Origin of the sequence: Novosphingobium sp. CF614, from assembly GCF_900113255.1 — a bacterium.
Classification (GTDB): domain Bacteria; phylum Pseudomonadota; class Alphaproteobacteria; order Sphingomonadales; family Sphingomonadaceae; genus Novosphingobium.
Genome location: NZ_FOOR01000032.1, coordinates 1 through 23624 on the forward strand (window position 1 = coordinate 1; position 23624 = coordinate 23624).

At 65.8% G+C, this 23624-nt stretch carries 26 protein-coding genes; 16 read left to right on the plus strand and 10 right to left on the minus strand.

The annotated features are described in order from the left end of the window. Nucleotides 1-96: 96 nt before the first annotated feature. Nucleotides 97-564 (plus strand): uracil-DNA glycosylase family protein, encoded by a 468-nt coding sequence (locus tag BM052_RS18050; RefSeq protein WP_091149154.1) that lies wholly within the window; start codon nucleotides 97-99, stop codon nucleotides 562-564. A gap of 10 nt (nucleotides 565-574) precedes the next feature. Here the strand turns inward: BM052_RS18050 and BM052_RS18055 are convergent, their stop codons facing one another. After that, on the minus strand, nucleotides 575-1114 hold the full coding sequence (locus BM052_RS18055; protein ID WP_255406251.1) for a GNAT family N-acetyltransferase: 540 nt from the start codon (nucleotides 1112-1114) through the stop codon (nucleotides 575-577). A gap of 89 nt (nucleotides 1115-1203) precedes the next feature. On the opposite strand from BM052_RS18055, the gene crtY reads away from it, so the two are divergent. The 5 genes from crtY to BM052_RS18080 all read left to right on the plus strand — a co-directional run bounded on the left by crtY (nucleotide 1204) and on the right by BM052_RS18080 (nucleotide 5725). Next, entirely contained in the window at nucleotides 1204-2388 is a 1185-nt protein-coding gene (crtY, locus tag BM052_RS18060) for a lycopene beta-cyclase CrtY (protein ID WP_091149156.1), read from the plus strand. Continuing rightward, nucleotides 2385-3863, plus strand: a complete 1479-nt coding sequence (locus BM052_RS18065; RefSeq protein ID WP_091149157.1) for a phytoene desaturase — start codon at nucleotides 2385-2387, stop codon at nucleotides 3861-3863. The genes crtY and BM052_RS18065 overlap by 4 nt, the downstream gene beginning before the upstream one ends. Next, nucleotides 3860-4438 (plus strand): LOG family protein, encoded by a 579-nt coding sequence (locus BM052_RS18070; RefSeq protein WP_091149159.1) that lies wholly within the window; start codon nucleotides 3860-3862, stop codon nucleotides 4436-4438. Before BM052_RS18065 ends, BM052_RS18070 begins: the two co-directional genes overlap by 4 nt. Nucleotides 4439-4520: 82 nt before the next feature. Further along, nucleotides 4521-5528: a phytoene/squalene synthase family protein gene (locus BM052_RS18075; protein WP_369821556.1), complete on the plus strand. Its 1008-nt coding sequence runs from the start codon at nucleotides 4521-4523 to the stop codon at nucleotides 5526-5528. 50 nt (nucleotides 5529-5578) lie between these two features. Next, entirely contained in the window at nucleotides 5579-5725 is a 147-nt protein-coding gene (locus tag BM052_RS18080; RefSeq protein ID WP_143084896.1) for a lmo0937 family membrane protein, read from the plus strand. 97 nt (nucleotides 5726-5822) lie between these two features. On the opposite strand, the gene BM052_RS18085 is transcribed toward BM052_RS18080, so the two are convergent. Beyond that, entirely contained in the window at nucleotides 5823-7088 is a 1266-nt protein-coding gene (locus tag BM052_RS18085; RefSeq protein ID WP_091149163.1) for a multidrug effflux MFS transporter, read from the minus strand. 91 nt (nucleotides 7089-7179) lie between these two features. On the opposite strand from BM052_RS18085, the gene dinB reads away from it, so the two are divergent. The 3 genes from dinB to BM052_RS18100 all read left to right on the plus strand — a co-directional run bounded on the left by dinB (nucleotide 7180) and on the right by BM052_RS18100 (nucleotide 9329). After that, a complete protein-coding gene (dinB, locus tag BM052_RS18090; protein ID WP_091149165.1) occupies nucleotides 7180-8295 on the plus strand; it encodes a DNA polymerase IV in 1116 nt (371 codons plus the stop codon). Nucleotides 8296-8574: 279 nt separating this feature from the next. Then, the gene (locus BM052_RS18095; protein WP_091149166.1) at nucleotides 8575-9018 is read left to right on the plus strand and encodes a hypothetical protein; all 444 of its coding nucleotides are present in this window, start codon (nucleotides 8575-8577) and stop codon (nucleotides 9016-9018) included. Further along, nucleotides 9015-9329, plus strand: a complete 315-nt coding sequence (locus BM052_RS18100; RefSeq protein WP_091149167.1) for a hypothetical protein — start codon at nucleotides 9015-9017, stop codon at nucleotides 9327-9329. Before BM052_RS18095 ends, BM052_RS18100 begins: the two co-directional genes overlap by 4 nt. Nucleotides 9330-9332: 3 nt before the next feature. Here the strand turns inward: BM052_RS18100 and BM052_RS18105 are convergent, their stop codons facing one another. The 5 genes from BM052_RS18105 to BM052_RS18125 form a co-directional block, all read right to left on the minus strand. Continuing rightward, on the minus strand, nucleotides 9333-9758 hold the full coding sequence (locus BM052_RS18105) for an NUDIX domain-containing protein (protein ID WP_218151582.1): 426 nt from the start codon (nucleotides 9756-9758) through the stop codon (nucleotides 9333-9335). Between the two features lie 44 nt (nucleotides 9759-9802). Further along, nucleotides 9803-10420 (minus strand): 6-phosphogluconolactonase, encoded by a 618-nt coding sequence (locus BM052_RS18110; protein ID WP_091149170.1) that lies wholly within the window; start codon nucleotides 10418-10420, stop codon nucleotides 9803-9805. A 40-nt stretch (nucleotides 10421-10460) separates the two neighbouring features. Beyond that, the gene (locus BM052_RS18115; RefSeq protein WP_091149172.1) at nucleotides 10461-10919 is read right to left on the minus strand and encodes a Dps family protein; all 459 of its coding nucleotides are present in this window, start codon (nucleotides 10917-10919) and stop codon (nucleotides 10461-10463) included. Nucleotides 10920-11005: 86 nt separating this feature from the next. After that, a complete protein-coding gene (locus BM052_RS18120) occupies nucleotides 11006-11563 on the minus strand; it encodes a hypothetical protein (protein WP_091149173.1) in 558 nt (185 codons plus the stop codon). 35 nt (nucleotides 11564-11598) lie between these two features. Next, nucleotides 11599-12351 carry an HAD-IIB family hydrolase gene (locus BM052_RS18125; RefSeq protein ID WP_091149175.1) on the minus strand — a complete coding sequence of 251 codons (753 nt, stop codon included), beginning with the start codon at nucleotides 12349-12351 and terminating at the stop codon, nucleotides 11599-11601. A 479-nt stretch (nucleotides 12352-12830) separates the two neighbouring features. Between BM052_RS18125 and BM052_RS18130 the strand changes: the two genes are divergently transcribed. From BM052_RS18130 to BM052_RS18155, 6 genes are all read left to right on the plus strand, one after another. Continuing rightward, complete coding sequence (locus BM052_RS18130; protein ID WP_255406252.1) at nucleotides 12831-13334, plus strand: VanZ family protein; 504 nt, start codon at nucleotides 12831-12833, stop codon at nucleotides 13332-13334. A gap of 230 nt (nucleotides 13335-13564) precedes the next feature. After that, nucleotides 13565-14365, plus strand: coding sequence for a trehalose-phosphatase (otsB, locus tag BM052_RS18135; protein WP_091149177.1), 801 nt, complete (start codon nucleotides 13565-13567; stop codon nucleotides 14363-14365). Between the two features lie 2 nt (nucleotides 14366-14367). Further along, nucleotides 14368-16176: a glycoside hydrolase family 15 protein gene (locus tag BM052_RS18140; protein ID WP_369821557.1), complete on the plus strand. Its 1809-nt coding sequence runs from the start codon at nucleotides 14368-14370 to the stop codon at nucleotides 16174-16176. Between the two features lie 48 nt (nucleotides 16177-16224). Beyond that, nucleotides 16225-17646 carry an alpha,alpha-trehalose-phosphate synthase (UDP-forming) gene (gene otsA, locus BM052_RS18145; RefSeq protein WP_091149180.1) on the plus strand — a complete coding sequence of 474 codons (1422 nt, stop codon included), beginning with the start codon at nucleotides 16225-16227 and terminating at the stop codon, nucleotides 17644-17646. A 222-nt stretch (nucleotides 17647-17868) separates the two neighbouring features. Beyond that, the gene (locus BM052_RS18150) at nucleotides 17869-18123 is read left to right on the plus strand and encodes a hypothetical protein (protein ID WP_091149181.1); all 255 of its coding nucleotides are present in this window, start codon (nucleotides 17869-17871) and stop codon (nucleotides 18121-18123) included. A 192-nt stretch (nucleotides 18124-18315) separates the two neighbouring features. Beyond that, nucleotides 18316-19098, plus strand: coding sequence for a sulfite exporter TauE/SafE family protein (locus BM052_RS18155; RefSeq protein WP_091149183.1), 783 nt, complete (start codon nucleotides 18316-18318; stop codon nucleotides 19096-19098). 178 nt (nucleotides 19099-19276) lie between these two features. Here the strand turns inward: BM052_RS18155 and BM052_RS18160 are convergent, their stop codons facing one another. Both BM052_RS18160 and BM052_RS18165 read right to left on the minus strand, forming a co-directional pair. Beyond that, nucleotides 19277-20092 (minus strand): class I mannose-6-phosphate isomerase, encoded by an 816-nt coding sequence (locus BM052_RS18160; RefSeq protein WP_091149184.1) that lies wholly within the window; start codon nucleotides 20090-20092, stop codon nucleotides 19277-19279. A 10-nt stretch (nucleotides 20093-20102) separates the two neighbouring features. Beyond that, on the minus strand, nucleotides 20103-21146 hold the full coding sequence (locus tag BM052_RS18165) for a mannose-1-phosphate guanylyltransferase (RefSeq protein WP_091149186.1): 1044 nt from the start codon (nucleotides 21144-21146) through the stop codon (nucleotides 20103-20105). Nucleotides 21147-21514: 368 nt separating this feature from the next. Here BM052_RS18165 and BM052_RS18170 point away from each other — a divergent pair, with 368 nt between their 5' ends. Beyond that, on the plus strand, nucleotides 21515-22924 hold the full coding sequence (locus BM052_RS18170) for an SLC13 family permease (RefSeq protein WP_177198557.1): 1410 nt from the start codon (nucleotides 21515-21517) through the stop codon (nucleotides 22922-22924). A gap of 202 nt (nucleotides 22925-23126) precedes the next feature. On the opposite strand, the gene BM052_RS18175 is transcribed toward BM052_RS18170, so the two are convergent. Beyond that, nucleotides 23127-23624, minus strand: a 498-nt coding sequence (locus tag BM052_RS18175; RefSeq protein ID WP_177198558.1) for a transposase, incomplete at its 5' end; no start/stop codon positions are given.

A 23624-nucleotide genomic window follows, 5' to 3' on the forward strand; every position in this document is an offset into this window, starting at 1 on the left:
GGATGCATCCTACCCATCGATCAGGCCCTCAACCACATCGCAAACAATGGCATTTTCTGGACATGGACCTGATCAAAAACGTACAAAGTCGAGCTCATCATCGGTCAGGCGCCCGGCAGCAAGGTCCATGCCAGCGGCAAGGCCTGGGACGATGACAGCGGCGACCGGCTGCGCGCCTGGACCGGGCTCTCGCCAGCGGATTTCTACGACGGAGCCCGCATCGCGCATATGCCCAGCGGGTTCTGCTATCCGGGCAAGGGGAGCGGTGGAGACCTGCCGCCCCGTCCCGAATGCGCGCCGCGCTGGCACGGCCCCTTGCGGGCCGCCCTGCCGAACGTACGGCTCACCCTGCTGGTCGGCCGATATGCCCAAAAACGCTATCTGCCGCGCGGTTTCGCGCCCAGCCTGACCGAGGCGGTGCGCCGCTGGCGCGCGGCGCCGGACGGGCTGTTTCCCCTCCCCCATCCGGCCTGGCGCAGCCGGTTGTGGATGGCGGGCAATCCCTGGTTCGAAGCCGAAGTGCTTCCCGAACTGCGCGCCGGGATCGCGGCCGCGCTATCGTGAAAGCCGCATATTATCCTTCGGGCAGCGTCTCGCTACCCTCGCCCAGCTTGCGCTGCATCAGGAACACGTCGACCCACTGGCCGTGTTTCCATCCGGCGCCGGCAAGCGTGCCCACCGGGAAATATCCGGCGCGTGCGTGCAGCACGACCGAGGCCGGCTCCGACGCGGCGATCACCGCGAAGGCCTGGCGAAAGCCGCGCTTTTCGCAGGCGCCGACCAGCGCCGTCAGCATGACGCTGCCAATGCCGCGCCCAATGCTGTCCGGCCGCACGTAGATGGTGGTCTCGACGCTGTAGCGATAGCCGGCACGCGGACCGTAGCGCTGCGCGAAGCCGAAACCCAGCACCCGGCCGGCGCTGTCGCGCGTGACCAGGAAAGGATAGCCGGCGTTGACGATTCGATCGATTCGCCCCCGGCTTTCCGCCACATCGGGCGGCTCGGTTTCGAACGTCGCGGTGCTTTCCAGCACATAGTGTGCGTAGATTTCCGCAATGGCCGCAGCATCGTCAAGCGATGCATCGCAAACGGTCAGTTCCTCTGTCATCGACATGACAATGCCGCAAAGCAGCATGGAAGCCAAGTTACAGCAGTCGATAGTCGTCCTTGAACGTGACATAAGACCCCCTGAACGTGACACAAATGAGACTGAACAGCTGCGATCTCGCAATTCTTGGCGGCGGCCTTGCCGGTGGCCTGATCGCCATGGCCATGGCCGCCGAACGCCCCGACTTGCGCGTCGTGGTGATCGAGCGCGGCCGGAAGCTGGGCGGGGAGCATGTGTGGTCGTTTTTCGCCAGCGATCTGCCGCCGGGCGGCGCGGCGCTGGTCGAGCCGCTGATCGCGGCGCGCTGGGATGGCTACGCGGTGCACTTCCCGGGGCGTTCGCGCATGCTGTCCACGCCGTATCGCAGCGTCACCAGCGACCGTCTCGACGCCGCCGTGCGCGCCGCCTTGCCGCCCGGCTGCGTGCTGAGCGGAACCGAAGCGGTGGCGGCAACCCCCGAGCGGGTCGTGCTGGGCGACGGGCACGTGATCGCGGCGAAGGGCGTGATCGACGCGCGCGGCGCTTCCGGCCTGACCCACATGGCGGGCGGCTGGCAGAAGTTCCTGGGGCAGACGCTGCGCCTTGCCGCGCCGCACGGCCTGGCCCGGCCGATCGTGATGGATGCCCGGGTGGAGCAGGCGGACGGCTATCGCTTCGTCTATTGCCTGCCCTTCTCCGCCACCGAAATCTTCGTGGAGGATACCTACTACGCCGATGCCCCGGCACTGGACCTGCCGGTATTGCGCCGCCGCATCGCCGACTATGCCGCGCGGCACGGCTGGCGGGTGGAGGCGGTGACTTATGAGGAGACGGGCGTGCTGCCGGTGATCGCGGCGGGCGATTTCGCGGCATTCTGGCGCGCCGGCGGCGGCCCGGCACGCGCGGGAATTCGCGCCGCGCTGGTCCATCCGCTGACCTCCTATTCGTTTCCCGATGCGTTAAGATTTGCCCTGCACCTTACCACTCTCGACAATCTCTCGGGCGAGGGCCTAGAAAGGGCCAGTCATGCATGGGCCGCGGAACACTGGCGCCAAGGGCGCTTCTATCGGATGTTGAGCCGCATGCTGTTCAGCGCCTCCCGGCCGGACGCGCGCTGGCGCCTGCTCGAGCGCTTCTACGGCCTGCCCGAGCCGCTGATCGAGCGTTTCTATGCCGGCCGTTCCAGCCTTGCCGACCGGCTGCGTATTCTCGCCGGGAAACCGCCGGTTCCGGTCGGCGCGGCGCTGGCGAGCCTGGCCGGACGCGGGCGTACGCTGGCCGATCTTGGCGGCGCGCGATGAAGAAGGCCTGCGTGATCGGTGCCGGGTTCGGCGGCCTTGCCCTTGCCATCCGCCTGCAAAGCGCCGGCATCGCGACCACCCTGGTCGAAGCGCGCGACAAAGTGGGCGGGCGCGCCTATGCTTGGGAGCGCGAGGGGTTCACTTTCGATGCCGGGCCGACCGTCATCACCGACCCCGACTGCCTGAGGGATCTATGGGTGCTTTCAGGCCGCGAGATGGCCGACGATATCGAACTGATGCCGGTCATGCCGTTCTACCGCCTCAACTGGACCGACGGCAAGACTTTCGACTATTCGAACGACGAACCGGCGCTACGGCGGGAAATCGCCCGCCTCGCCCCCAACGATCTTGCCGGCTACGAGGATTTCCAGCGCTATGCCGCCGGCGTCTGGCAGGAAGGCTACGTCCGGCTGGGGCACGAGACTTTCCTGGATTTCGCCAGCATGGTGAAGGCCGCGCCCGCGCTGGCGCGATACCAGGCCTGGCGTTCGGTCTATTCGATGGTCTCCAGCCATGTGAAGGACGAGCACTTGCGCCAGGCGCTCTCGTTCCACACGCTGCTGGTGGGCGGCAACCCGATGACCGCCAGCGCGATCTATGCGCTGATCCACAAGCTGGAGAAGGACGGCGGCGTGTGGTGGGCGCGCGGCGGCACCAACCGCCTGGCCCAGGCCATGGCGAACCTGTTCGAGCGGCTGGGCGGCGAGATCCGGCTGGGAGACAAGGTGGACCGCATCCACACGCTGGGCGATCACGTCACCGAAGTGGAAACCGAGAACGGCTGGAAGCAGCGCTTCGACGCGATCGCCAGCAACGGCGATCTGATGCACACTTACGGCACCCTGCTGCGCGACAACGGACGCGGCCCGGAAATGGCGAAAAAACTGGCGCGAAAACGCTTTTCGCCCAGCCTGTTCGTCGTCCACTTCGGCCTTGAGGGCACCTGGCCGGGCATCCCGCACCATACGATCCTGTTCGGTCCGCGCTACAAGGGCCTGCTGGACGACATCTTCGAGCACGGCGTGCTGCCGCGCGATTTCTCGATCTACCTGCACCACCCGACCGTGACCGATCCCTCTATGGCGCCGCCGGGCAAGAGCACGTTCTACGCGCTGGTCCCGGTCGCCAACATGGGCAAGCTGCCGATCGACTGGGCGGAAGTGGGCCCGGTGCTGGAACGGCGCGTGCTGGCGGAAGTGAGCCGCCGGCTGATCCCCGACATCGATGACCGCATCATCACCAGGTTCCACTACGCCCCGCCCGATTTCGAGACTGACCTGGGCGCCTGGAAAGGCAATGCCTTCAGCCTGGAGCCGCTGCTGACCCAGAGCGCGTATTTTCGCGGCCACAACCGCGACGACAAGCTGAAGAACCTGTACCTGGTGGGCGCCGGCACGCATCCGGGCGCCGGCATTCCCGGCGTCGTCGGCGGCGCCAGGGCCACGGCCAAACTCATGCTGGAGTATCTACGTTGAAACGCCTTGCCGTCTACTGCGGTTCCGCCACGCCCGCCGATCCCCGCTATATCGAACTCGCGCGCGAGGTGGGAACCTCGCTTGCCGGGCAGGGCATCGGCGTCGTCTACGGCGGTGGGCGCCTCGGCCTGATGGGGGCGATCGCCGGCGCGGCACGGGCGGCGGGCGGCGACGTGATCGGCGTGATCCCGGAGGCGCTGGTCAGCCGTGAGGTCGCCAATTACGATTGCGACCTCACGATCGTGGCCACCATGCATGAACGCAAGGCCGCGTTCACCCGCCTGTCCGACGGTTTCCTCGTCCTGCCGGGCGGCGTGGGCACGATGGACGAGCTGTGGGAAGCGGTGAGCTGGGCCCAGCTGGGCTATCACGGCAAGCCGGTGGGCATCCTCAATGCCTTCGGTTTTTATGACGGGTTGCTGGAATTCAACCGCCACATGGCCGAAGTCGGCTTCGTGCGGCCCGCCCACCAGGGCATCATCATGGCCGAGCGCGAGCTTGACCTGCTGCTCACCCGCATGCGCGCGCACGAGCCGATCACCCCGATCGTGAAGATGAACCCGGACACGCTGTGATGCGCATCGTTCGTCCTTCCCGCGAAAGCGGGAATCGGGCTCGGCACCAGGATCGCGGGTCCTCGCCTGCGCGAGGATGACGATGACCGGATATGATCGCGCCGCGCTGGTCGCATCGGCCCGCCGTTCGATCCGTCGCGGCTCCAGGAGCTTCGCCGCCGCCAGCCGCCTGTTCGACCACGAAACGCGCGAACGGGTGTGGCTGCTCTACGCCTGGTGCCGCGCCTGCGACGACATTGCCGACGACCAGGACCACGGGCACCCGTTGCCGCCGGGCCCGATCGGCACCCGGCCCGATCCCGAATCGCGCCTCGCGACGATCCGCACCCTGACCGAACTGGCCCTGTCGGGAGAATCCTCCGGCAGTCCGGCGTTCGACGCGCTGGGCCAGCTCATGCGCGAGGTGCCGCTGACACGGGCCATGGTGGAGGACGTGCTGGCCGGTTTCGCGCTGGACGCCGCCGAATGGCGCCCCCGCACCGAGGCCGACTTGCTGCGCTATTGCTACCATGTCGCCGGCGCGGTCGGCGTGATGATGGCGACGGTGATGGGCGTGCCATCGGACGAGCAGGACCCGATCGCCGCCGACACGCTGGACCGGGCGAGCGACCTCGGCATCGCTTTCCAGCTCGGCAACATCGTGCGCGACATATGGGCGGACCACGCCGCCGGGCGCTGCTATCTCCCGGTCGAATGGCTGGTGGCGGCCGATATTCCGCCGGACGAAGTGACCGGGCCGGCTTATCGCCAGGCGCTGGTCCCGCTGGTGTCGCGCGCCTGCGGCCTGGCCCGCGCATACGCGGCATCGGCCCGGGTCGGCGCGGCGCGGCTGGCCTTCCGCCAGCGCTGGGCGGTGCTCTCGGCCGCCAATATCTATGGCGCCATCGCCCGCGAGGTGGAGCGGCGCGGCGCCCATGCCTGGGATCGCCGCGTCCACACCGGCAGGATCGAGAAGCTCGGCCTGATCCTGGCGGCGCTGGGGGAAGCCCGCCGCACGCCCGAACCAGCCCCCCGCCCGCCGCTTTCGCGACGCGAACTTGCCGCGCTCGGCCGCCCGCTTTCGTCGCATCCGCTTTCAAGGGAGCTTTGACGCTTCCCGCGCGTTTGGTCCTGCACAACAGTCTTCCGGAGGATTTCCCCATGCTGCTGACCATCGCCGCCGTCCTCGTCGCCCTGTGGTTGCTCGGCTTCATCGTGTTCCACGTTTCCAGCGCGCTGATCCACGTCCTGCTGGTGGTCGCGATCGTCGTCGGCCTCGTCCAGCTCTTCCGTGGCCGGCGAGTCTAGCTAGGCTAGGGCCCGAATTTCGGATCAAGGCCCGCTCGTCCCGGGCGCGTCGAAGGACGAGGGCGGTTGGCTTATCCGTCCAATGCCCTCCGAAAGCTCAGGGCGCCGCCGGCGGCAAGGTGTTCTTGTAGAAGCCCAGCGGATTGACGCGGCGGAACAGCCTGCCCCGTTCGGAATAAAGCACCAGGATCAGCGCGCTCACGCCGCACACCACCATCGCCGCGAGGATCGTTCTCGCCGTCCCGTCATAGGCCTGCCCGATCGCCGCGCCCAGCGTCGCGCCCAGCACGGTCCGCACGAAGGCCATGGCCGATGCCGCCGCTCCGGCGAATCGTGCGAAAGGCTGCAATGAAATCGCCTGGAAGTTGGCGCCGATGAAGCTCATCATGCACATGCTGGACGTCATCAGCATGAAGAAGACCCAGAACGCTTCGCCGTTCCGCGCCAGGAAGAAGTGGATCACGGCAAGGCCGATGTAGGTCAGCAAGGCCGTGTGCGAAACGCGGCGGGCGCCGAACCTTTCGACGATGCGCGAATTGACGAAATTGGTGCTCGCCATGATGAGCGCCATGACCCCGAACACCGCCGGAAACAGCAAGCCCAGGCCAAAGTGCTCTCCCACCAGCTGCTGGGCGCTGTTGATGTAGCCGAACAGTGCCCCCTGCACGAAGGCGGCCCCCAGGAAATAGCCGAAGGCCTCGCGCACGGTGAGCGCCTGCACCATGTTGCGCGCGACGACCCCAGGCCTGACGGGCTGGCGATACTCGGGACGCAGCGTCTCGGGCAGGCGCACCAATGCCCACAGGAACACCAGCGTGCTGACCGTGGCCATGATGCCGAAGATCCAGCGCCAGCCCGCGAACAGCAGCACCGACTGCCCCAGCAGCGGCGCCACCATCGGCACCACCATGAAGGTCATCGCCACCAGCGACTGGGTGCGCGCCATCTCGTCACCCTCGTAGCGATCGCGCAGGATCGTCATCGGCATGACCATCATCGCCGAGCTGGAAAGGCCCATCAGCGCGCGTGCCACCAGCAACAGCGTAAAACTGCCGGCAAGCGCGCAGGCGATCGAGCACAGCACATAGGCGCACAGCGCGATGAGGATGACCGGACGCCGCCCGAACCGATCGGCCAGCGCTCCGGGCACCAGCGTGCCGATGCCGCTGCTTATCAGGAACACGCCGACGATGAGCTGGCGTGCGTTGGGGTCGACAACGTCAAGATCGCGCGCAATGATCCCGAGCGCAGGCAGCATGACGTCGATCGCCAGCGCCTGCAGGGCTTGAAACGCTGCCATCATGATGACGAATTCCGCCTGGTGCAGCGGGAACTGGACGGACTTGGCCTGGGGGGAATCCATTCCAGCCCGCATGCCGCATCCGCGAACGCTTCGCCAGCGCTTTAACGCGGGCGATGGCGCTTTTCTCCACGCTTGCGCTATATCCCGGGCCATGACGGCGAGAGAGGCGGAGTCGGGCGCGGAGGACGAGGCCGACGGGCTGCGCAAGGTGATCCATGTCGACATGGACGCGTTCTACGCCAGTGTCGAACAGCGCGACGATCCCAGCTTGCGCGGTAAGCCGGTGGCGGTCGGCGGATCGTCGGGACGCGGCGTGGTGGCGGCGGCAAGCTATGAGGCACGGGCATTCGGGGTGCGCTCGGCGATGCCTTCGGTCCGGGCGGCGCGGCTGTGCCCGGAACTGGTCTTCCGCAAGCCGCGCTTCGATGTCTACCGCGAGGTGAGCCAGCGGATCCGCGCGATCTTCCTCGATTACACGCCGCATGTGGAACCGCTCTCGCTCGACGAGGCCTATCTCGACGTCACCGCGGACCTCAAGGGCATCGGCTCGGCCACCCGCATCGCCGAGGAGATCCGCCGCCGCATCAAGGCCGAAACCGGCCTGACCGCCAGCGCCGGGGTTTCCTACAACAAGTTCCTCGCCAAGCTCGCCAGCGACCAGAACAAGCCCGACGGCCTGTGCGTGATCCGTCCCGGCGAGGGGGCGGCCTTCGTCGCCCTGCTGCCGGTGCGCCGCTTCCACGGCATCGGCCCGCGCGGCGCCGAGAAGATGGCGCGGCTGGGCATAGAGACCGGCGCGGACCTCGCCGCCCGGGACCTCGCCTTCCTACGCGCGCACTTCGGCAGCTTCGCCGAATACCTCTACCGCGCCGCGCGGGGCGTGGACCTCAGGCAGGTCCGCGCCAATCGCCCGCGCAAGTCGCTCGGCGGAGAGCGCACCTTCTTCGAGGATATCGAGGAACCCGAAGCCCTGCGCGAAACGATGGATCACATCATCGACGTGGTCTGGGAACGGATCGAGCACGCGCAGGCACACGGCCGCACGGTGACGCTCAAGCTGCGCTACGCTGATTTCCGCACCCTCACCCGCGCCCGCTCGCTCCACCATTTCGTTGCGGACAAGGCTGAATTCGCGAAGCTCGGCCATGCCCTGCTGGAAGAGCAGATGCCCCTGCCCCAGCCGATCCGGCTGATGGGCCTGACGCTCTCGGCGCTGGAACGGGAAGAACCCGCAAGCACCCGCGACGGCCAGCTTTCGCTGCTGTGACCGGTGGCCGGGCTGCATAGGGCACTTGAGATCCGCACCAAGGGAGGAAATCGCCGACAGGAATTTCAAAGCGATAGGTCACGCCTGCGTGCGTTCCCCGTTCGCAATCCTTTGTGACAAAACGCCTCGGTGTCTTTGGAATGACTTGCCGCACAATCGGTTGGCGGTTACTTCCCTGTCTCGCAGCCGCGCCATTTTTTCGAATCACACGAACGGAATGGGGCGCGAACGCACGGGATCTCTAAGGGTTGGGAATTTACCCCTTCGAAGACGCAGTTAATGGCCAATCGCGCGCAACATACCGTGCTGCTTACAGCCTTGGGCATCGGCTTTGTGCTGGCCGCTGCAGCGACGTCCGTGTACATTCTGCGCGCGCCTGCGACCGATATAGGCGTTTCCGCGTTTCCCACGGCCGATACCTCCGTTCAGGCTCTCGATCAGTCGGCCGAGGAACGGGCCTATCAGGCCATCCAGAACATCCAGAACATCTCGCGAGGCCCGGACGAGGAGGAAGGTTCTTCGAACGGAGATTCCGGCATGGCTTCACAAAAGGCCAATGCGTCTCCATCGAAGCAGCCCCTGTCGAACACAGGAAAGCAAGCGGCCACCGATGGTCGGCTGCCGGCCACCACCCTGGCCCTCAATTGCGAAAGATTGCGCAAGGCCTATTCGGATCAGGAGTTGGGCTCGATCCCCGGCTTCAAGGAAAAATGCAAGGAATGACGCTGAGAAAACTGGCCGTACTGCTGGTCTTGCCTCTGGCGATCGGCTGCAAGACGACGCATGATTTTCCGCCCAGCGCAGACATTCGCGCGGTCACCGAAACCAAGCCTCTGCCCCCTGCCAGCATCCTGACGGACACGACCGCCAGCGATCGTTACAATGCCCAGCTCGAAGCCTGGGGCGAAAGGGTTCGGGCCGCAGGCGTACGCCTTTGCCGCTATTTCAAGACAGAAGGCATGAAGGTAGACTGCCCCGAGGCGGAAGCCAAAATGCAGGAAAAGATTCTGCCTCCCGAGGAGCCTCGGCAATAGGTGCTAGCCGCCGCCGCTTTCCCAGGTCGCAATCCACCGCTCCAGCCCTTCATGAATCATAGAGCCCAGCGCATCGGGCAGAGCATCGCGATCGAACCAGGCTACTTCGCGAACTTCGCGTCGGTCCGCCACCGCCGCGCCTTGCACGCGCCCGACGACGACCTGGACGACATTTTTCAGGCCATGGTAGTCCTCGACCAGTTCCTCGACCAGCCGCGCGTCTACGAGCGTGCAGTTCGTCTCCTCAGCCAGTTCCCGGCGGGACGTTTCCAGCGCATCTTCTCCCGAACGCATGCCGCCGCCGGGGGCCAGCCAGCAGTCGCGGCCATACGTCTGGCGCAGCAGAAGAACGCGCCCGTCTTCATCGAGCGCAATGATCCTGCAGCCATAGACCGTGGCTCTGAATCGGCGCAGCCATGCCAGGCGCATCGGATGTCCCACGCGAAGGATCATCCGGTGAAGGACAGGGGGGATCAGCAGAAGCAGGTGATCTTGTGGCGCGCGGCGCGCAGCAGCCGGGCGACCGGCAGGTCGCATTCGCCCCGCGCCGCGGCATCGAACAGGGCGCGTTTGTCGGCACCGCGAATCACGAACATGATCTCGTCGCTGTCGGTCAGCGCGGGGATGGTCAGGCTCAGCCGATCGAAGGGCGCCTCGGGCGGCAGCGGATCGGGGGTGAGGCGGCGCACCGCGCGCGGATCGTCGGCCCGGGGATCGGTATTGGGAAACAGCGAGGCGACATGCCCGTCTCCCCCCATGCCGAGCCAGGCGATTGTGAAATGCGGCGGCTGCGCATCCTCGGTCAGCGGCACGACCGTCGCACCCGCCGGCTCGAACCGGGCTCGGATCTTGCCGACGTTGCTCGCGGGATGATCCTCATCGACGATACGGTCGTCGCCCGGCCAGACCGCGACGCGCTGCCATGGCAGGTCCATCTTCGCCAGCAGTTCGAAAATCGGGAACGGAGTCGAGCCGCCCGGCACGGTCACGGCGATTTCGGGAGCGACGGCCAGGGCCGCCCGCAGGCGATCTGCGAACCACGCGGCAATCGCCGCATCATCGGCGCCTTCGATCAGTTCAAGCTTGGACATGGAGGGGGCCATAGCACCGCCGCCATGCCCAAGGAACGCATCAGGCCAGAATTTCCCTCAGGAACCAGGCGCGCTGCTCGGCCTGGTCGGTCCAGTCATCGATGACGCCGTCGGTAGCGTTGTCGCCGGCTTCTCCGGCCAGTTCCTTGGTCGCCTTGAGGGTAGCGACATAGGCGGTGTTATCCTCGAACAGTTGCCGGACCATCGCCGTGGCGTCGAGGCCGGCGTCGTTCTCGTCCTTGATCGTGGTCTTCGCGGCGATCGAGCCGATCGAGGTCATGGTAACACCGCCCAGCTTGCGCACCCGCTCGGCAATGAGGTCCGTCAGCGCGAATATCTCGGTGGCGTGGGTATCGAACAGGAGGTGGAGATCGTGGAACTGCGGCCCGCGCACGTGCCAGTGAAAGTTCTTGGTCTTGACGTAGAGCGCGAAAGTATCGGCCAGCAAGCCGTTGAGACTGTCGATCAGAGCGGCTTTCGAATTGTCCTTGGATGTCATGGTCGGTGTTCCCCGTGCGGTTCGTTGCGAACAATCTGGAAACTCGAAACGCAAATTGGAATAACAGGTTCGATTGCAATTTCCGATCAAAGAATGCCGAATTCCGAAAGGAACATCGCCAGCGCGGCCGCGGCGAGCAGCGCACCCACGATCCGGCGGGTCCAGCGCGCGGCGGGCGTGCCGAGCAGGTGCGGCCAGAACCACGCGAAGGCGATCAGCAGGCTGCCGCCGAGCATTCCCGCCACCCCCGCCGGAACCGGTCCAGCCAGCCCCACGCCCATGCCGAAGACCAGGAAACGCGCCGCGTCGGTAACCTGATGCATCACCAGCACCAGCACCAATGCACCCAGCGAATGGGTCGGCTCGCGCGGATCGCGGCGGGGCACCAGCACCATCGATTCGATCCCCGCCATGCCGAGCGCGATGGCGGCGAAGATCGTGCGCGCCGGCGGCGGCAGTTCGGCGAGCATGATGGTTGCCGCCCAGGCCGCGAAAGCCGCGGTAAGCACGGCGGAGAGCAGCGCCACGATCAGCACGCCGGGTCGCCGCCCCTGCCTTTGCGCGAGCCCCGCGATCGTCACCTGGTCGCGCGCGCCGATCCCGGCGAGCAGGACCGCGATCAACGTCAGGTAAAACGCGGGCATCGGGCTTCCTCCCGTCCAGAGGCCCGCGGCAAACCTCAGCCCGCCTGCTGGCAGGCGACGATCGCGGCGATCACGTTGGCGGTATCGACCGGATCGCGCACGCAGATGGTGTCGAGCCCCATGGCCTTGGCCGGGTAGTCGTTGCCGCCCGGGAAGATCGCATCGCCGATGAACAGCATGTCGGCCTCGGCGACGCCGCTGTGCTCGGCAAGGCGCTTCAGGCCCCAGGCCTTGTCGACGCCGGGCTGGGTCACGTCGACCGAGGTGGCCCCGCCCAGGTTCACGGAAACGCCGGGTAGGCGCTTGACAAGGTCGGCCTGGATCACCTTGCGCTTGGCGAAATCCGGGTCCCATACTTCCTTGGCGTGGAGCGGGGCCTGCTGGCCCAGCGCGGAGAACGTGATCTGGCTGCCGCGATCCTCGATCCGTTCGCCCCAGACTTCCTCGGGCGTGAAGCCGGTCGCCGCCAGCGAGGCGTCGAACGCTTCCAGGATCTCGCGCTTCTGCGCCTCGGTGAAAAGTTCGGCATAAACCGGGGTCCAGGCGCCATCGCGATGGACATAGAGCTTGGCGCCGCTGGTAGGCATCATCCAGAGGCGTGAAAGATCGGCATCGGCCGGCAGGCGGCTGGCGACCTGCTTGTCGAACTGCGGCCAGTCGCCACCCGAAATCACCGCGACTTGCGCCACGGTGAGCAACCGCGTCATGAGTTCGGCCATCTCGTCGGTCAGCGGCTGCTTGCTCAGCGCCAGGGTTCCGTCGAGATCGAACGCCACGATTTTCTTCATTGTCACCCCTTCACAGCAGCCTGGGCCCGGAAGCCGGCCTTATCCCAAGCGCTCCGCACGATACGAAAACGCCCGGCATCTTCTGGTCGTATTTCCTGGGCCGTTGAACGCAAACGGTCGAGTTGGAAACGCCCTTTCCGCCATTCCCGCCGGAAATTGCGTGATGGCGGCAAAGCATGTTTGCGGCAATGCAACAACAGCATTTTTTGGCTTTGCGATGACACCGACATCGCTCCTCCCACGCGATGTTCCGGCCCGGTCGGCGAAGGTGAGTTCGTTCTGCCATTCGTCCCGCCAGGTCGCCCTCAAGTCCGGCGGGCAAGGGCATTCAGGCCACGATGATGACGATTGCCCGAAATCACCCCATTGAATTCGAAGCGACATCCATCGGCCCCCGTTCCCACCACGCCTCGGCGCGAGGATCGGGCGGTTGACCGCGCCGCGCCAGAGCTTTCGCGCCCCGTACCGGAAGACTGCTCTTGCTGCATCGCGGCGACACTGTGCAATTTCACAATCAAGTCAATCCGATTCGCCCCAAGGGAAAATGGCGAAGGGGGATTGGCCGCAAGGAAACGAGCCGCCCGGCCGGTGGGCCCATAAGGAATATCATGACGCGAATTTTGCAGATCGCCTTCTGGCTCGCCGTTGGCCTGGCTTTCACGATGGCGACGCTTCCCCATCCGCCCGATCTGCCGGTGCCCGCATCGGACAAGGCGCAACACATGATGGCCTTCGCGACATTGGCGCTTATCGGGTCCCTGGCCTATCGCGGCTTGCCCCGGCTCGCGCTCGTGATCGGGCTGGCGGCCTTCGGGGCGCTTATCGAGGTGATGCAGATGGTGCCGGCCCTTCATCGCGACGCCGAGTTCCTCGACGTCGTTGCCGACAGTGCGGCGATCCTCATCGTCACGGTGCTGATAGCGGCGGTGCGTTGCCTTTTGGCGTCGCGACGGCGCCCGTGGAGCAAGGAATCCGAAACCTGAACAATACCCCCGGCTCACCCAGCTTGTCGAAGGGTCTGCGGGTCTCGTTTCGGATTTTCCATCACCTGCCGTAAGATTACGACCACTGGAACCTGATCGCCCGACGTTCGTTCGCTCCAACGCCGGCTTGCTCCCGCCGTGCCGCGATTTCGCAACCGCCGCCAGTTCGGGGGCGAATTCGGGATCGGTGGGAGCAGCCATCCGCTGAGCAAGGTGCGAGACTGATTGCGATGATCGACCCTGGCGACCGTCTCTCGCTGGCGGAACATGGCGTGGTTACGCGCGATCTCCCCCAGCCGCCGCCCTTGCGCGTCACACCGCGGACGGCGCTGTTCCTCGACTTCGACGGCACGCTCGTGGAAATCGCGGATCATCCGGACGATGTCGTGGTGGCGCGCGCGCTGCCGATGCTGATCGACGCGCTCTCGCGCCGGCTGGAAGGGCGGCTGGCCATCGTCAGCGGCCGTTCGCTCGCCGCGCTCGACGCCCTGCTGGGACCGGTCAAGGTGGCCATGGCCGGCTCGCACGGCGGCGAATTCCGGCCTTCGGGCGACGACGGGGTGCTGGCGCTGGCCGATCCGCTCCCCCCCGACGTGGTGACCGAACTCGCCCGCTTCGCGAAGGCCAATGGCGGCCTGCTGGTAGAGCCCAAGCCCTTCAGCGTCGCCGTCCACTACCGCCGCCATCGCCATGCGCTCGAAGGCCTGCTGACCTGCGCCGGGGAAATCGCTACCCGGCGCGGGCTCACCGTCAAGCACGGCAAGCAGGTCATAGAACTCGCGATGCCGGGCTCCGACAAGGGCAATGCCGTCGCGCGCTTCATGGCGCTGGCCGGCTTCTCCGGCAGCGTGCCGCTGTTCCTGGGCGATGACATGACCGACGAGGATGCGTTCCATGCCGTTGCCGCATCCGGCGGAGACGGCGTGCTGGTGGGCGCGATGCGGCCGACCGCCGCGCGCTGGCGGCTGGAAGGCGTCGCCGCCGTCCACGAATGGCTCGCATCCGCGCTCGAAGCAACGCCCGACGCATGAACATGCCCGATCCCAGCTCGCTGGAGCTTTGGCCGATCGGCAACTGCCAGGTCAGCGCGCTGATCGACCAAGCCGGCGCCATCGTCTGGGGGTGCGTGCCCCGTGTCGACGGGGACCCGGCGTTCTGCGCCCTGATGCGCGGGGACGATGGGCGCGACGCGGGCACCTGGCGGTTCGAGCTTGAGCACCAAGTCTCGGCCGAACAGCGCTACCTGCGCAATACGCCGATCCTTGTCACCCGGCTGGAGGACGCCAATGGCGGGGCGGTCGAGATTTTCGACTTCTGCCCGCGTTTCGAGCGCTCGGGCCGGATGTACCGCCCGGTGGCGTTCGCCCGCATTATCCGCCCCATAGCGGGATCGCCGCGAATCCGCGCGATCCTCACGCCGATGAGCGGCTACGGCGCCCAGCTCGCCCCGATCACCCATGGTTCCAACCACATCCGCTATCTGGTCGAGCGCAACACGCTGCGCCTGACCACCGACGCCCCGGTCGGCTACGTGCTCGATGAACGCTTCTTCCGGCTGGAAAAGGCGCTGCATTTCTTCCTGGGGCCCGACGAACCGTTCAGCGGCAATATCGAGCATGACCTGGAAACCATGCTTCAGCTGACGGGCAACTACTGGCGGCTATGGGTGCGCGGGCTCGCCACGCCGCTCGACTGGCAGGATGCGGTGATCCGCGCCGCCATCACGCTCAAGCTTTGCCAGCACGAGGAAACCGGCGCGATCGTCGCCGCGCTCACGACCTCGATCCCGGAGGCACCGCATTCTCAGCGCAACTGGGATTACCGCTACTGCTGGATCCGCGATGCATACTACACGGTGCAGGCGCTGAACCACCTGGGCGCGCTCGACGTGCTGGAAAAGTACCTCGCTTACTTGCGCAACATCGTCGACAGTGCCGAAGGCGGCGCGATCCAGCCGCTCTACGCCGTAAGCGGCGCCAGGGAGATCATCGAGTGGGAAGCCACCGACCTTGCCGGCTATCGCAGCATGGGCCCGGTCCGCGTCGGCAATGCCGCCTACTACCAGGTGCAGAACGACTGCTATGGCCAGATCGTCCTGCCCTCGATCCAGGCCTTTTCCGACCAGCGCCTGCTGCGCATCGCCAACATGGAGGACTTCGCCAGCCTGGAGGAAGTGGGCGAGATGGCATGGAAGACCCACGACCAGCCCGATGCCGGCCTGTGGGAACTGCGCACCCGCACCGCCGTCCATACATATTCGAGCGTGATGAGCTGGGCCGCCTGCGATCGCCTCGCCAATGCCGCCGAGCATCTCGGCCTCGCCGATCGCGCCGGGCTCTGGCGCGATCGGGCCGACATCGTTCGCCGGCATATCGATCAAGGCGCGTGGCACGCGGTGGAGGACCTTGAAGCCGGCGGTCATTATGCGGCCAGCTTCGGCGGATCGCAACTCGACGCCAGTCTCCTGCAGATGGTCGAGCTGCGTTACCTGCCCGCCGACGATCCGAAGTTCCGGGCCACGCTCAAGGCCGTGCAGAAAGCCCTCCGACGCGGCGAGCACATGCTGCGCTACGACAGCGAGGACGACTTCGGCCTGCCCGAGACCGCCTTCAACATCTGCACCTTCTGGCTGATCGAGGCGCTCCATCGCAGCGGCGACGACGCGGAAGCGCGGCGCCTGTTCGAAGCGATGCTGGGGTATCGGACCCGTTCGGGCCTGCTGTCGGAGGACGTGGATTTCGAGACCGGCGAACTGTGGGGGAACTTTCCCCAGACCTATTCGCTGGTCGGTATTATCAACTGCGCCGGGCAACTGTCGCGGTCATGGCGGGATTGGCGCTGACCGCGCGCCGGTCCTGGAAGTGCCTCCTGGCACCACAGGGGACAAGGAATGAACAGGCTGATTGTCATATCGAACCGGGTTTCAGTACCCAACGCGGCCGGTGCCGCCGGCGCGCAGGGCGGGCTCGCGGTGGCGCTCAATTCGGCGCTGCGCGAACATCGCGGCATCTGGTTCGGCTGGTCGGGCCAGGAGACCGAGGAATTCACCGGCCATCTCAACATGCAGCGCATCGATGACGTGACCACCGCGACGATCGACCTCGAGCCGCAGGACATCGAGGAATACTACAACGGCTACGCCAACCGCACGCTCTGGCCGCTGTTCCACTACCGCATCGACCTGACCGAATACGACCGCAACTTCGGCGAGGGCTATGAACGGGTCAACGCCCGCTTCGCCGATGCGGTGCTGCCGCTGATCGAACCGGACGATCTCGTCTGGGTCCACGACTATCACCTCCTGCCGCTCGGCTCGCTGCTGCGCGGCAAGGGCGTGAAGAATCGCATGGGCCTGTTCCTGCACACGCCCTGGCCGCCCACGCGGCTGCTCGCCTCGCTGCCGTTCCACGAACGGCTGGTGAGCTCGATGCTCGAATACGACGTCATCGGTTTCCAGACCGAGGAATGGCTGGGCAGCTTCCTGCACTACGTCGAAAAGGAAATGGGCCTGGCCATCAACGAAGATGGCAGCATCGATTGCAACGGACGCCGGATCGTCGCCCAGGCCTTTCCGATCGGCATCGATTATGACGAGTTCGTTGAAGGCGCGCGCAGCGACGAGGCCAGGGAAGCCCACGATCACCTCAAGGCCAGCGTGCGCGGCCGCAAGATGCTGATCGGCGTGGACCGTCTCGACTATTCCAAAGGCCTGGGCGAGCGCTTCGAAAGCTTCAGCCGCTTCCTCACCGACAATCCCGACCAAGCCGCCAGGGTGGTGCTTTTGCAGATCGCCCCGCCCTCACGCGGGGACGTCGCCAGCTATCAGCAGATCCGCGAGGATCTCGAACGCAAGACCGGGCATATCAACGGCGCCCACGCCGACGTCGCGTTCGTTCCGATCCGCTATGTCAACCGCGGCTATCCACGCCGCCAGCTGGCGGGGTTCTACCGCGCCGCCGACATCGGACTCGTCACCCCGTTGCGGGACGGGATGAACCTCGTCGCCAAGGAATATGTCGCCGCACAGGACCCCGACGACCCGGGCGTGCTGATCCTTTCGCAGTTCACCGGCGCCGCGCTGCAGCTGACCGATGCGCTGCTGGTCAATCCGCATTCGATCGAACACGTCGGCGAAACCATCAAGCGGGCGCTGGAAATGCCCCTCGCCGAAAGACGCCGACGCCATGAGAAGCTGCTCGCGTCGGTGCGCGACGAGGATATCGTCCACTGGCGCAACCAGTTCGTCGCTGCGCTGTTCGGCCGGGACGGCGATGGCGCCGGCGACCGGCTGGCCCGCGACGAGGCGGCCTGAACCCGCCGCGTTCACCATGTTTCACCTGATCGCAAACGGGGTTCCGTTCATGTCATTATCAGCGATCGTCATCTATTAATCGCTCGCCTGCAACCGTTCTGACCTCTAGACCGAGTACAGGAGTGGATGCGAGGCGACTCCCTCGCCCGTCAGACGGCACCAGCCGCGACGGTTGACTGACAGGATGAAGGACCCGGCTGATCCCGGGCGCGTGAACCGTTTATGGGACCGATTCTTTATGGCGAGTGCGTAGGCACGCGCGAAACCGCGGAAGTGCGCATTTCCGACCTTGCGGATCGCGGCTGCGACCTGGAAACCGACAGCTTCGCGCCGTTGCTCGACGGCGATTTCGCGCTTTGGATCGGCGCCATCGGCCCCTTGCGCGCGACCGCGACGCGCCGGGACGCCAGCCATTTCGAAGTGCGCTTCAAGGAACCGCTGGATGCGCGGATCGTCGAACACTTCGCCATGTCCTGATAGTCAATCCCCTTCGCGGCATCGGGAGCCGAAGAATGCTCCCATATCGATTGAACCAGCATTGCGAAACATGCACCCGCTGTTGTAAGGGTCTGCGCCCAGCCGCCGCTCGTAGGAAATAATCTTGTTCAGGCCGCGTTTTCCGCACTGCCCCGGCCCAATGCCGGTTCTGACCGCGATCCTCTGACCTTGATGGACTTTCATTTCGCGATAGCCGGCGGCGCGGTCGGATTTCTCGTGGGCATGACCGGCGTAGGCGGCGGATCGCTGATGGCGCCCATTCTGGTCCTGCTGTTCAGCGTAAATCCTTCGCTGGCCGTCGGCACGGATCTGTGGTTCGCGGCAATCACGAAGTCGGTGGGCGGAATGGTCCATCGCCGTGTGGGATCGCCGGACTGGACGATCGTCAAGCGCCTGGCATGGGGCAGTGTTCCCGCCGCGACCTTAACCCTGATCTGGCTGGGGACGACGCATAGCGGCAAGCTGCAAGCGGACCTGCTGATGAAACTGCTAGGCGGGGCATTGATATTCAGCGCTGCGGTGATGCCGTTCAAAGGCAGACTGATGGCCCCCCTCGAAACCCTGCGCGAGCGGGTGGAGACTCGCCATGGCGACAGGCTCGGCGCTGCAACCGTCATTTGCGGCGCAATGGTCGGCGTGCTCGTGGCGCTCACCTCCGTGGGCGCCGGCGCCATCGTGGCCGTCGTCCTGATGTTGCTCTATCACGGGCGGCTGAACACCCATTCGCTGGTCGGCACCGATATCGTCCACGCCATACCGCTCGCGCTCGTCGCCGCGATCGGTCATCTGATATTCGGCAACGTCGACTGGTGGCTGCTCGGCGGCCTGCTGGTCGGATCGATACCGGGGATCGTACTCGGCTCGCTCATGGCCGGACGGATCAGCGAGACATGGCTGCGCGGGGCCCTCTCGGTGATGCTGGCCTTCTCAGGTTACAAGCTGCTGACGCACTGAGCATCCCGGACAAACACCCCCAAATCCGGATCGAGCGGGATGCCTCGCATTTTCGGTTCGAAACCCAACCGGGATGCGCTCAGGTAGATGTGGATCCCGCTGTATTTGCTGTTTGTATTCCGCATTTTGCAAGCCGCCGGGCGATTCCGCCCGACTTCAAAATGCTAACGAAATCGCCCTAAGGCGCGCAAGCTCGCGCCAGCAGGCAGATGCCGTCGTCGGCGAAGCGGACTGCGGCGAGGCTGTCGGCCACGGCGCAGCCGCCTGGCGCAACCGTCTCTCCCGCCACCTCGATTTCGCCTTCGCGCGGGATCACCAGCAGGGCACCGGGATAGCGCAAGGCCACCTTGGCACTGGGCGGGCCCTCGATCTGGTCCAGCAGGAACAGCGGGCCGTCGACCAGGACCTGGGTGCCCCGGGCCGCCACCCGCTTGTGCCAAAGCCCCATGGCGTATGGCTCGCCGATGGAGACTTCGATGCCTTCATCAAGGTGCAGTTCGCGCGGACGGCCATAATCGTAAAGGCGATAGGTGATATCGCTGTTCTGCTGCACTTCGATCAGGCTGACCCCGGCGCCGATGGCGTGGACCGTATTGGCGGGGATGTAGAAGAAATCGCCCGGCGAAACTTCATGCCAGGTCAGCAGGCCTTCGATCGACCCATCGAGCGCGGCTTCGCGCATGGCATCGCCGGAGATCGTCCGCTCGAAGCCGATGCCCAGCGTGGCGCCAGGCTCGGCGGCCAGGATCAGCCAGCACTCTTCCTTGCCTTGCCGCCCCAGGCCTTTCGCCAGCGTCTGTGCGTCGGAAGGGTGGACCTGGACCGAAAGCTTCTCGCTCGTGAAAATGTATTTGACCAGCAGGTCCGGCAATCCGGGGGGCGGCTCGAACCAGATCTCGCCGATGCGCTGTCCTTCGGGCGTGACGAAGGGCGCCGGCAGGGCATCCCGGCCCCACGGTTTCTCGACCTGCCGGATCGGCAACGCACCACTCATCGCAGGCTCCCTACTGGTTCACGGCGCCGGACAGCTTGCCCACCTTCTGCACCCCGGAAACCGTGGTAATCATGATGTCGTTCCCGTCGACCACGACGATCGCGTCCTCCAGCCCGATCACCGAGACACGCGGGCCGTCACTGTCGACCAGGACATTGCGGCAATCGACCAGTTCGGCCTCGCCGGCGCCACGCACCGAATTACCGTTGTCGTCACGATCGAGCGCCTCATGCAAGGCATGCCAGTTGCCGATGTCGGACCAGTCCATGTCGGCGGGAACCATCGCCGCGCGGCTGGTATTCTCCATCACCGCATAATCGACCGAATCGCTCTCGACGGTGGTGAATATCCCAGCGTCGGGATGGAAGCGCTGCCCATCCTCCCGGCCCCGTGCCACCGCATCGGCCACCACCGCCGCGATTTGCGGGCGATGCGCCGCCAGTTCACCCAGGAAATCCTTGACGCGGAAGGCGAAAATGCCGCCATTCCAGGCATATATCCCCTCGGCGAGAAAAGCCTTGGCGCGCTCCAGATCGGGTTTTTCGACGAACTGGGCGGTGCGGTATCCCTTGTCGCCGATCGGCTCGCCGCGCTTGAGATAGCCGAAACCGGTCTCGGGCGCGGTCGCCTCGATCCCGAACGAGACCAGCCAGCCCTGCTCGGCGAGATCGCCGGCAGCCAGCGCGGCGGCAGCGAATGCCTGCGGATTGCCGATGTGATGGTCGCTCGGACAGACCAGCATGATCGCATCCCCGGGCAGTCGGCAGGCGGCGATCGCGATCGCCGCCGCCGTGTTTCTCGCCGCCGGTTCGACAATCACTTGCGCCCCTTCGACACTCCCGAGCTGCTGCTCGACATGCTCGAGATGCTTGTGGCCGGTCACCACCACCGGCGGCGCGAACCCGCCCGCCATGGGGCAACGCGCCAACGCGGCCTCGAACAGGGTGCGGTCCCCCACCAGCGGCAGGAAAGGCTTGGGCTTGCTCGCCCGGCTGCGCGGCCAGAGGCGCGTTCCGCTGCCTCCACACAGGATTACTGGAACGATTTTCGGCATGTTTCCCAGGTGATTGCGCCCCGAATGACGGCACGGGACTTCAAGTCTTCACAAGAGTACTACCGGTAAAATGCTGCGTTGCAACGACTGTTTGGGCTCGATTTTTTTCACAAGGTCAAGTTTGCCCCCTTTTCGTTCCCGATCGAAACCGGTTTCCTACACCGCCCCGGCATGGAATACTGCCCCCATGCCCACTGCCCTCCTCTCATTCCGTCCGGAAAAGCGCCACTTGCGGGTGCTTTTCCGGTGCGCCGACTTTTTCTTCCTGGGCCGTGCAAACCGTGTAGACCTCGCGAACTTGCACCCGCATTCCCCTCGCGCCGCGGGGTTCTCGTGGCCCAAGGCCGGCTGAGATGGATGGGGGAAGCATGAACGCCAGGATGATCGGTTTCGTCGCCGGGCTGGCGATGTTCGGCGCCGCGCTGATACTGCCGCCGCCGGCGGGAATGACGGGACAGGCCTGGGTGGTCGCCGGGCTGGTCGCGCTGATGGCGGCCTGGTGGATGACCGAGGCGATCCCGCTCACCGTGACGGCGCTGGTGCCGTTCCTGGTCCTGCCCTTCGCCGGGATCATGACGGCGCAGCAGACCGCGTCGTCCTATTACTCGCCCACGCTGTTCCTGATCCTGGGCGGCGCCTTCCTGGCGCTGGCGGTCGAGCGCACCGGGCTGCACCGGCGGCTTGCGCTCGCATTGCTGGAAGCACTGGGTTCGGCGGGCGGCGCGCCGCGGCTGCTGTTCGCCTTCATGATGGCTTCCGCGATCCTGTCGACGATGATCTCCAACACCTCCACCGCGCTCATCATGATGCCGATGGCGATCGCGGTGATCGAGGCGGGCGGCATCGCCGACGAACGGCGGGGCCTTGCCGGCGCGCTGCCGATGGGGATCGCCTTTTCCGCCTCGATCGGCGGGCTGGGCACGATCGTCGGGTCGCCCACCAACGCCATCGCCGTCGGCCTGCTGGACAAGACGATCGGCATGCATGTCAGCTTCGCGCAGTGGAGCATGATCGGCATGCCGCTGGTGCTGCTGGGAATCCCGCTCGCGGCCTGGATCATCGCGCGCACCCAGGCAGTGGCCGACCATCCGTTCGACATCACGGCGGCCCGCCAGGCCATTCACGTCCACCCGCGCTGGAGCAAACCAGAAAAGCGCCTCGTCCCGCTCGTCGCGCTGGCCTTCGTGCTGTGGATCGGCACGCCGCTGCTGATCCCGCTGCTGCCGGCCGGCTCGCTCACCGACGGGACCATCGCGGTCGGCGTAGGCTTGCTGCTGTTCATGCTGCCTGACGGAACCGGGCGCAAGCTGCTGACCTGGGAGGAAGCCAACCGCGCCCCTTGGGACGTCATCATGATGTTCGGCGGCGGACTGGCGCTGGCGGAAGGCATGGGCAAGTCCGGGCTGGCGACCTGGCTGGGCCAATCGCTGCTGCCGCTTTCGGCGGTGCCCCTGCCGCTGGTGGCGCTGGCGATCACGGCGATGGTCATCCTCATCACCGAATTCGCCAGCAACGTCGCCACCGCCAGCGGCGTCATTCCGGTGGTCGCGAGCCTGGCGATGGCGCTGGGCGCCGATCCAATGCTGCTGGCGATACCCGCCGCGATGGCGGCAAGCTGGGGCTTCATGCTGCCCGCCGGCACCGGCCCCAACGCCATCGCCTGGGCGACCGGCCGCATCGAACTGCCCCGCATGATCCGCGCCGGCTTCTGGCTCGACGTGGCGGGCGTGCCACTGATCGTGGGCGTGGTGTGGCTGGTGTGGATGATGACGGGGTAGTCGGCCGGCGTTCCCAGGGGGTGCCAGGATGACGGCGCTCTCGGCTTCGGTGACGTTGTCGCGCCAGTGGCAGACGGGTTGAATGTTTCCGTCATGGCCAATGGCTGGTTTCGGCATTTCTGGATGCGCTACTCGAGGGCGAGTTTTGGACTATGCCCGGTTAGTCGGCTTCCAGCGAGGAGACGTGATAATACGCCCGGCTTTATTGATTGACCGTTGCCCATGGTCGTGATCCGATAGATGTGATTTGTTGTGGGTCATTGGCGATGAACCAGTTCCAGGCGTCGCAGCAGGCATCGAGGATGGCGTCGTAAGTGTCGAAGACCCGATTGCTGAGCTTGTTGCCGCGCAGATAGGCCCAGACATTTTCGACGGGGTTCAGTTCCGGGCTGTATGGGGGCAGGTGGAGCAAGGTGATGTTGTCCGGGACGCACAGCTTGTCGCCGGTCTGGTGCCATCCCGCACCATCGATGACCAGGACGGCATGCGCGCCGGGGGTCACGTTGATGCTGATCTCGAGCAGATGCAGGTTCATCATCTCGGCATTGGCGAAAGGCAGGACGAGCGCCGCGCCGGTGCCGCGTGCCGCGTGCCGGGCAGATGTAATACGCTCGGCTTGATCAACTGACTCAGGAGGTCTTGCGGTAGGTTTCCGAGTGTGATTCGCTGTTTTCCTCGCAAGTGAGGAGGAAGCGATGGC

What these genes read in the sequence shown, in the direction of transcription:
- BM052_RS18095 (WP_091149166.1), top strand. Translation starts at nt 8,575, where the DNA reads ATGGCCAATCGCGCGCAACATACCGTGCTGCTTACAGCCTTGGGCATC.
- BM052_RS18065 (WP_091149157.1), top strand. Translation starts at nt 2,385, where the DNA reads ATGAAGAAGGCCTGCGTGATCGGTGCCGGGTTCGGCGGCCTTGCCCTT.
- BM052_RS18150 (WP_091149181.1), top strand. Translation starts at nt 17,869, where the DNA reads ATGGGACCGATTCTTTATGGCGAGTGCGTAGGCACGCGCGAAACCGCG.
- BM052_RS18080 (WP_143084896.1), top strand. Translation starts at nt 5,579, where the DNA reads ATGCTGCTGACCATCGCCGCCGTCCTCGTCGCCCTGTGGTTGCTCGGC.
- BM052_RS18075 (WP_369821556.1), top strand. Translation starts at nt 4,521, where the DNA reads ATGACCGGATATGATCGCGCCGCGCTGGTCGCATCGGCCCGCCGTTCG.
- dinB (WP_091149165.1), top strand. Translation starts at nt 7,180, where the DNA reads ATGACGGCGAGAGAGGCGGAGTCGGGCGCGGAGGACGAGGCCGACGGG.
- BM052_RS18105 (WP_218151582.1), bottom strand. Translation starts at nt 9,758, where the DNA reads ATGCGCCTGGCATGGCTGCGCCGATTCAGAGCCACGGTCTATGGCTGC.
- BM052_RS18120 (WP_091149173.1), bottom strand. Translation starts at nt 11,563, where the DNA reads ATGCCCGCGTTTTACCTGACGTTGATCGCGGTCCTGCTCGCCGGGATC.
- BM052_RS18140 (WP_369821557.1), top strand. Translation starts at nt 14,368, where the DNA reads ATGCCCGATCCCAGCTCGCTGGAGCTTTGGCCGATCGGCAACTGCCAG.
- BM052_RS18055 (WP_255406251.1), bottom strand. Translation starts at nt 1,114, where the DNA reads ATGTCGATGACAGAGGAACTGACCGTTTGCGATGCATCGCTTGACGAT.
- BM052_RS18160 (WP_091149184.1), bottom strand. Translation starts at nt 20,092, where the DNA reads ATGAGTGGTGCGTTGCCGATCCGGCAGGTCGAGAAACCGTGGGGCCGG.
- BM052_RS18125 (WP_091149175.1), bottom strand. Translation starts at nt 12,351, where the DNA reads ATGAAGAAAATCGTGGCGTTCGATCTCGACGGAACCCTGGCGCTGAGC.
- BM052_RS18100 (WP_091149167.1), top strand. Translation starts at nt 9,015, where the DNA reads ATGACGCTGAGAAAACTGGCCGTACTGCTGGTCTTGCCTCTGGCGATC.
- otsA (WP_091149180.1), top strand. Translation starts at nt 16,225, where the DNA reads ATGAACAGGCTGATTGTCATATCGAACCGGGTTTCAGTACCCAACGCG.
- BM052_RS18165 (WP_091149186.1), bottom strand. Translation starts at nt 21,146, where the DNA reads ATGCCGAAAATCGTTCCAGTAATCCTGTGTGGAGGCAGCGGAACGCGC.
- BM052_RS18170 (WP_177198557.1), top strand. Translation starts at nt 21,515, where the DNA reads ATGAACGCCAGGATGATCGGTTTCGTCGCCGGGCTGGCGATGTTCGGC.
- BM052_RS18115 (WP_091149172.1), bottom strand. Translation starts at nt 10,919, where the DNA reads ATGACATCCAAGGACAATTCGAAAGCCGCTCTGATCGACAGTCTCAAC.
- crtY (WP_091149156.1), top strand. Translation starts at nt 1,204, where the DNA reads ATGAGACTGAACAGCTGCGATCTCGCAATTCTTGGCGGCGGCCTTGCC.
- otsB (WP_091149177.1), top strand. Translation starts at nt 13,565, where the DNA reads ATGATCGACCCTGGCGACCGTCTCTCGCTGGCGGAACATGGCGTGGTT.
- BM052_RS18110 (WP_091149170.1), bottom strand. Translation starts at nt 10,420, where the DNA reads ATGTCCAAGCTTGAACTGATCGAAGGCGCCGATGATGCGGCGATTGCC.
- BM052_RS18085 (WP_091149163.1), bottom strand. Translation starts at nt 7,088, where the DNA reads ATGGATTCCCCCCAGGCCAAGTCCGTCCAGTTCCCGCTGCACCAGGCG.
- BM052_RS18155 (WP_091149183.1), top strand. Translation starts at nt 18,316, where the DNA reads ATGGACTTTCATTTCGCGATAGCCGGCGGCGCGGTCGGATTTCTCGTG.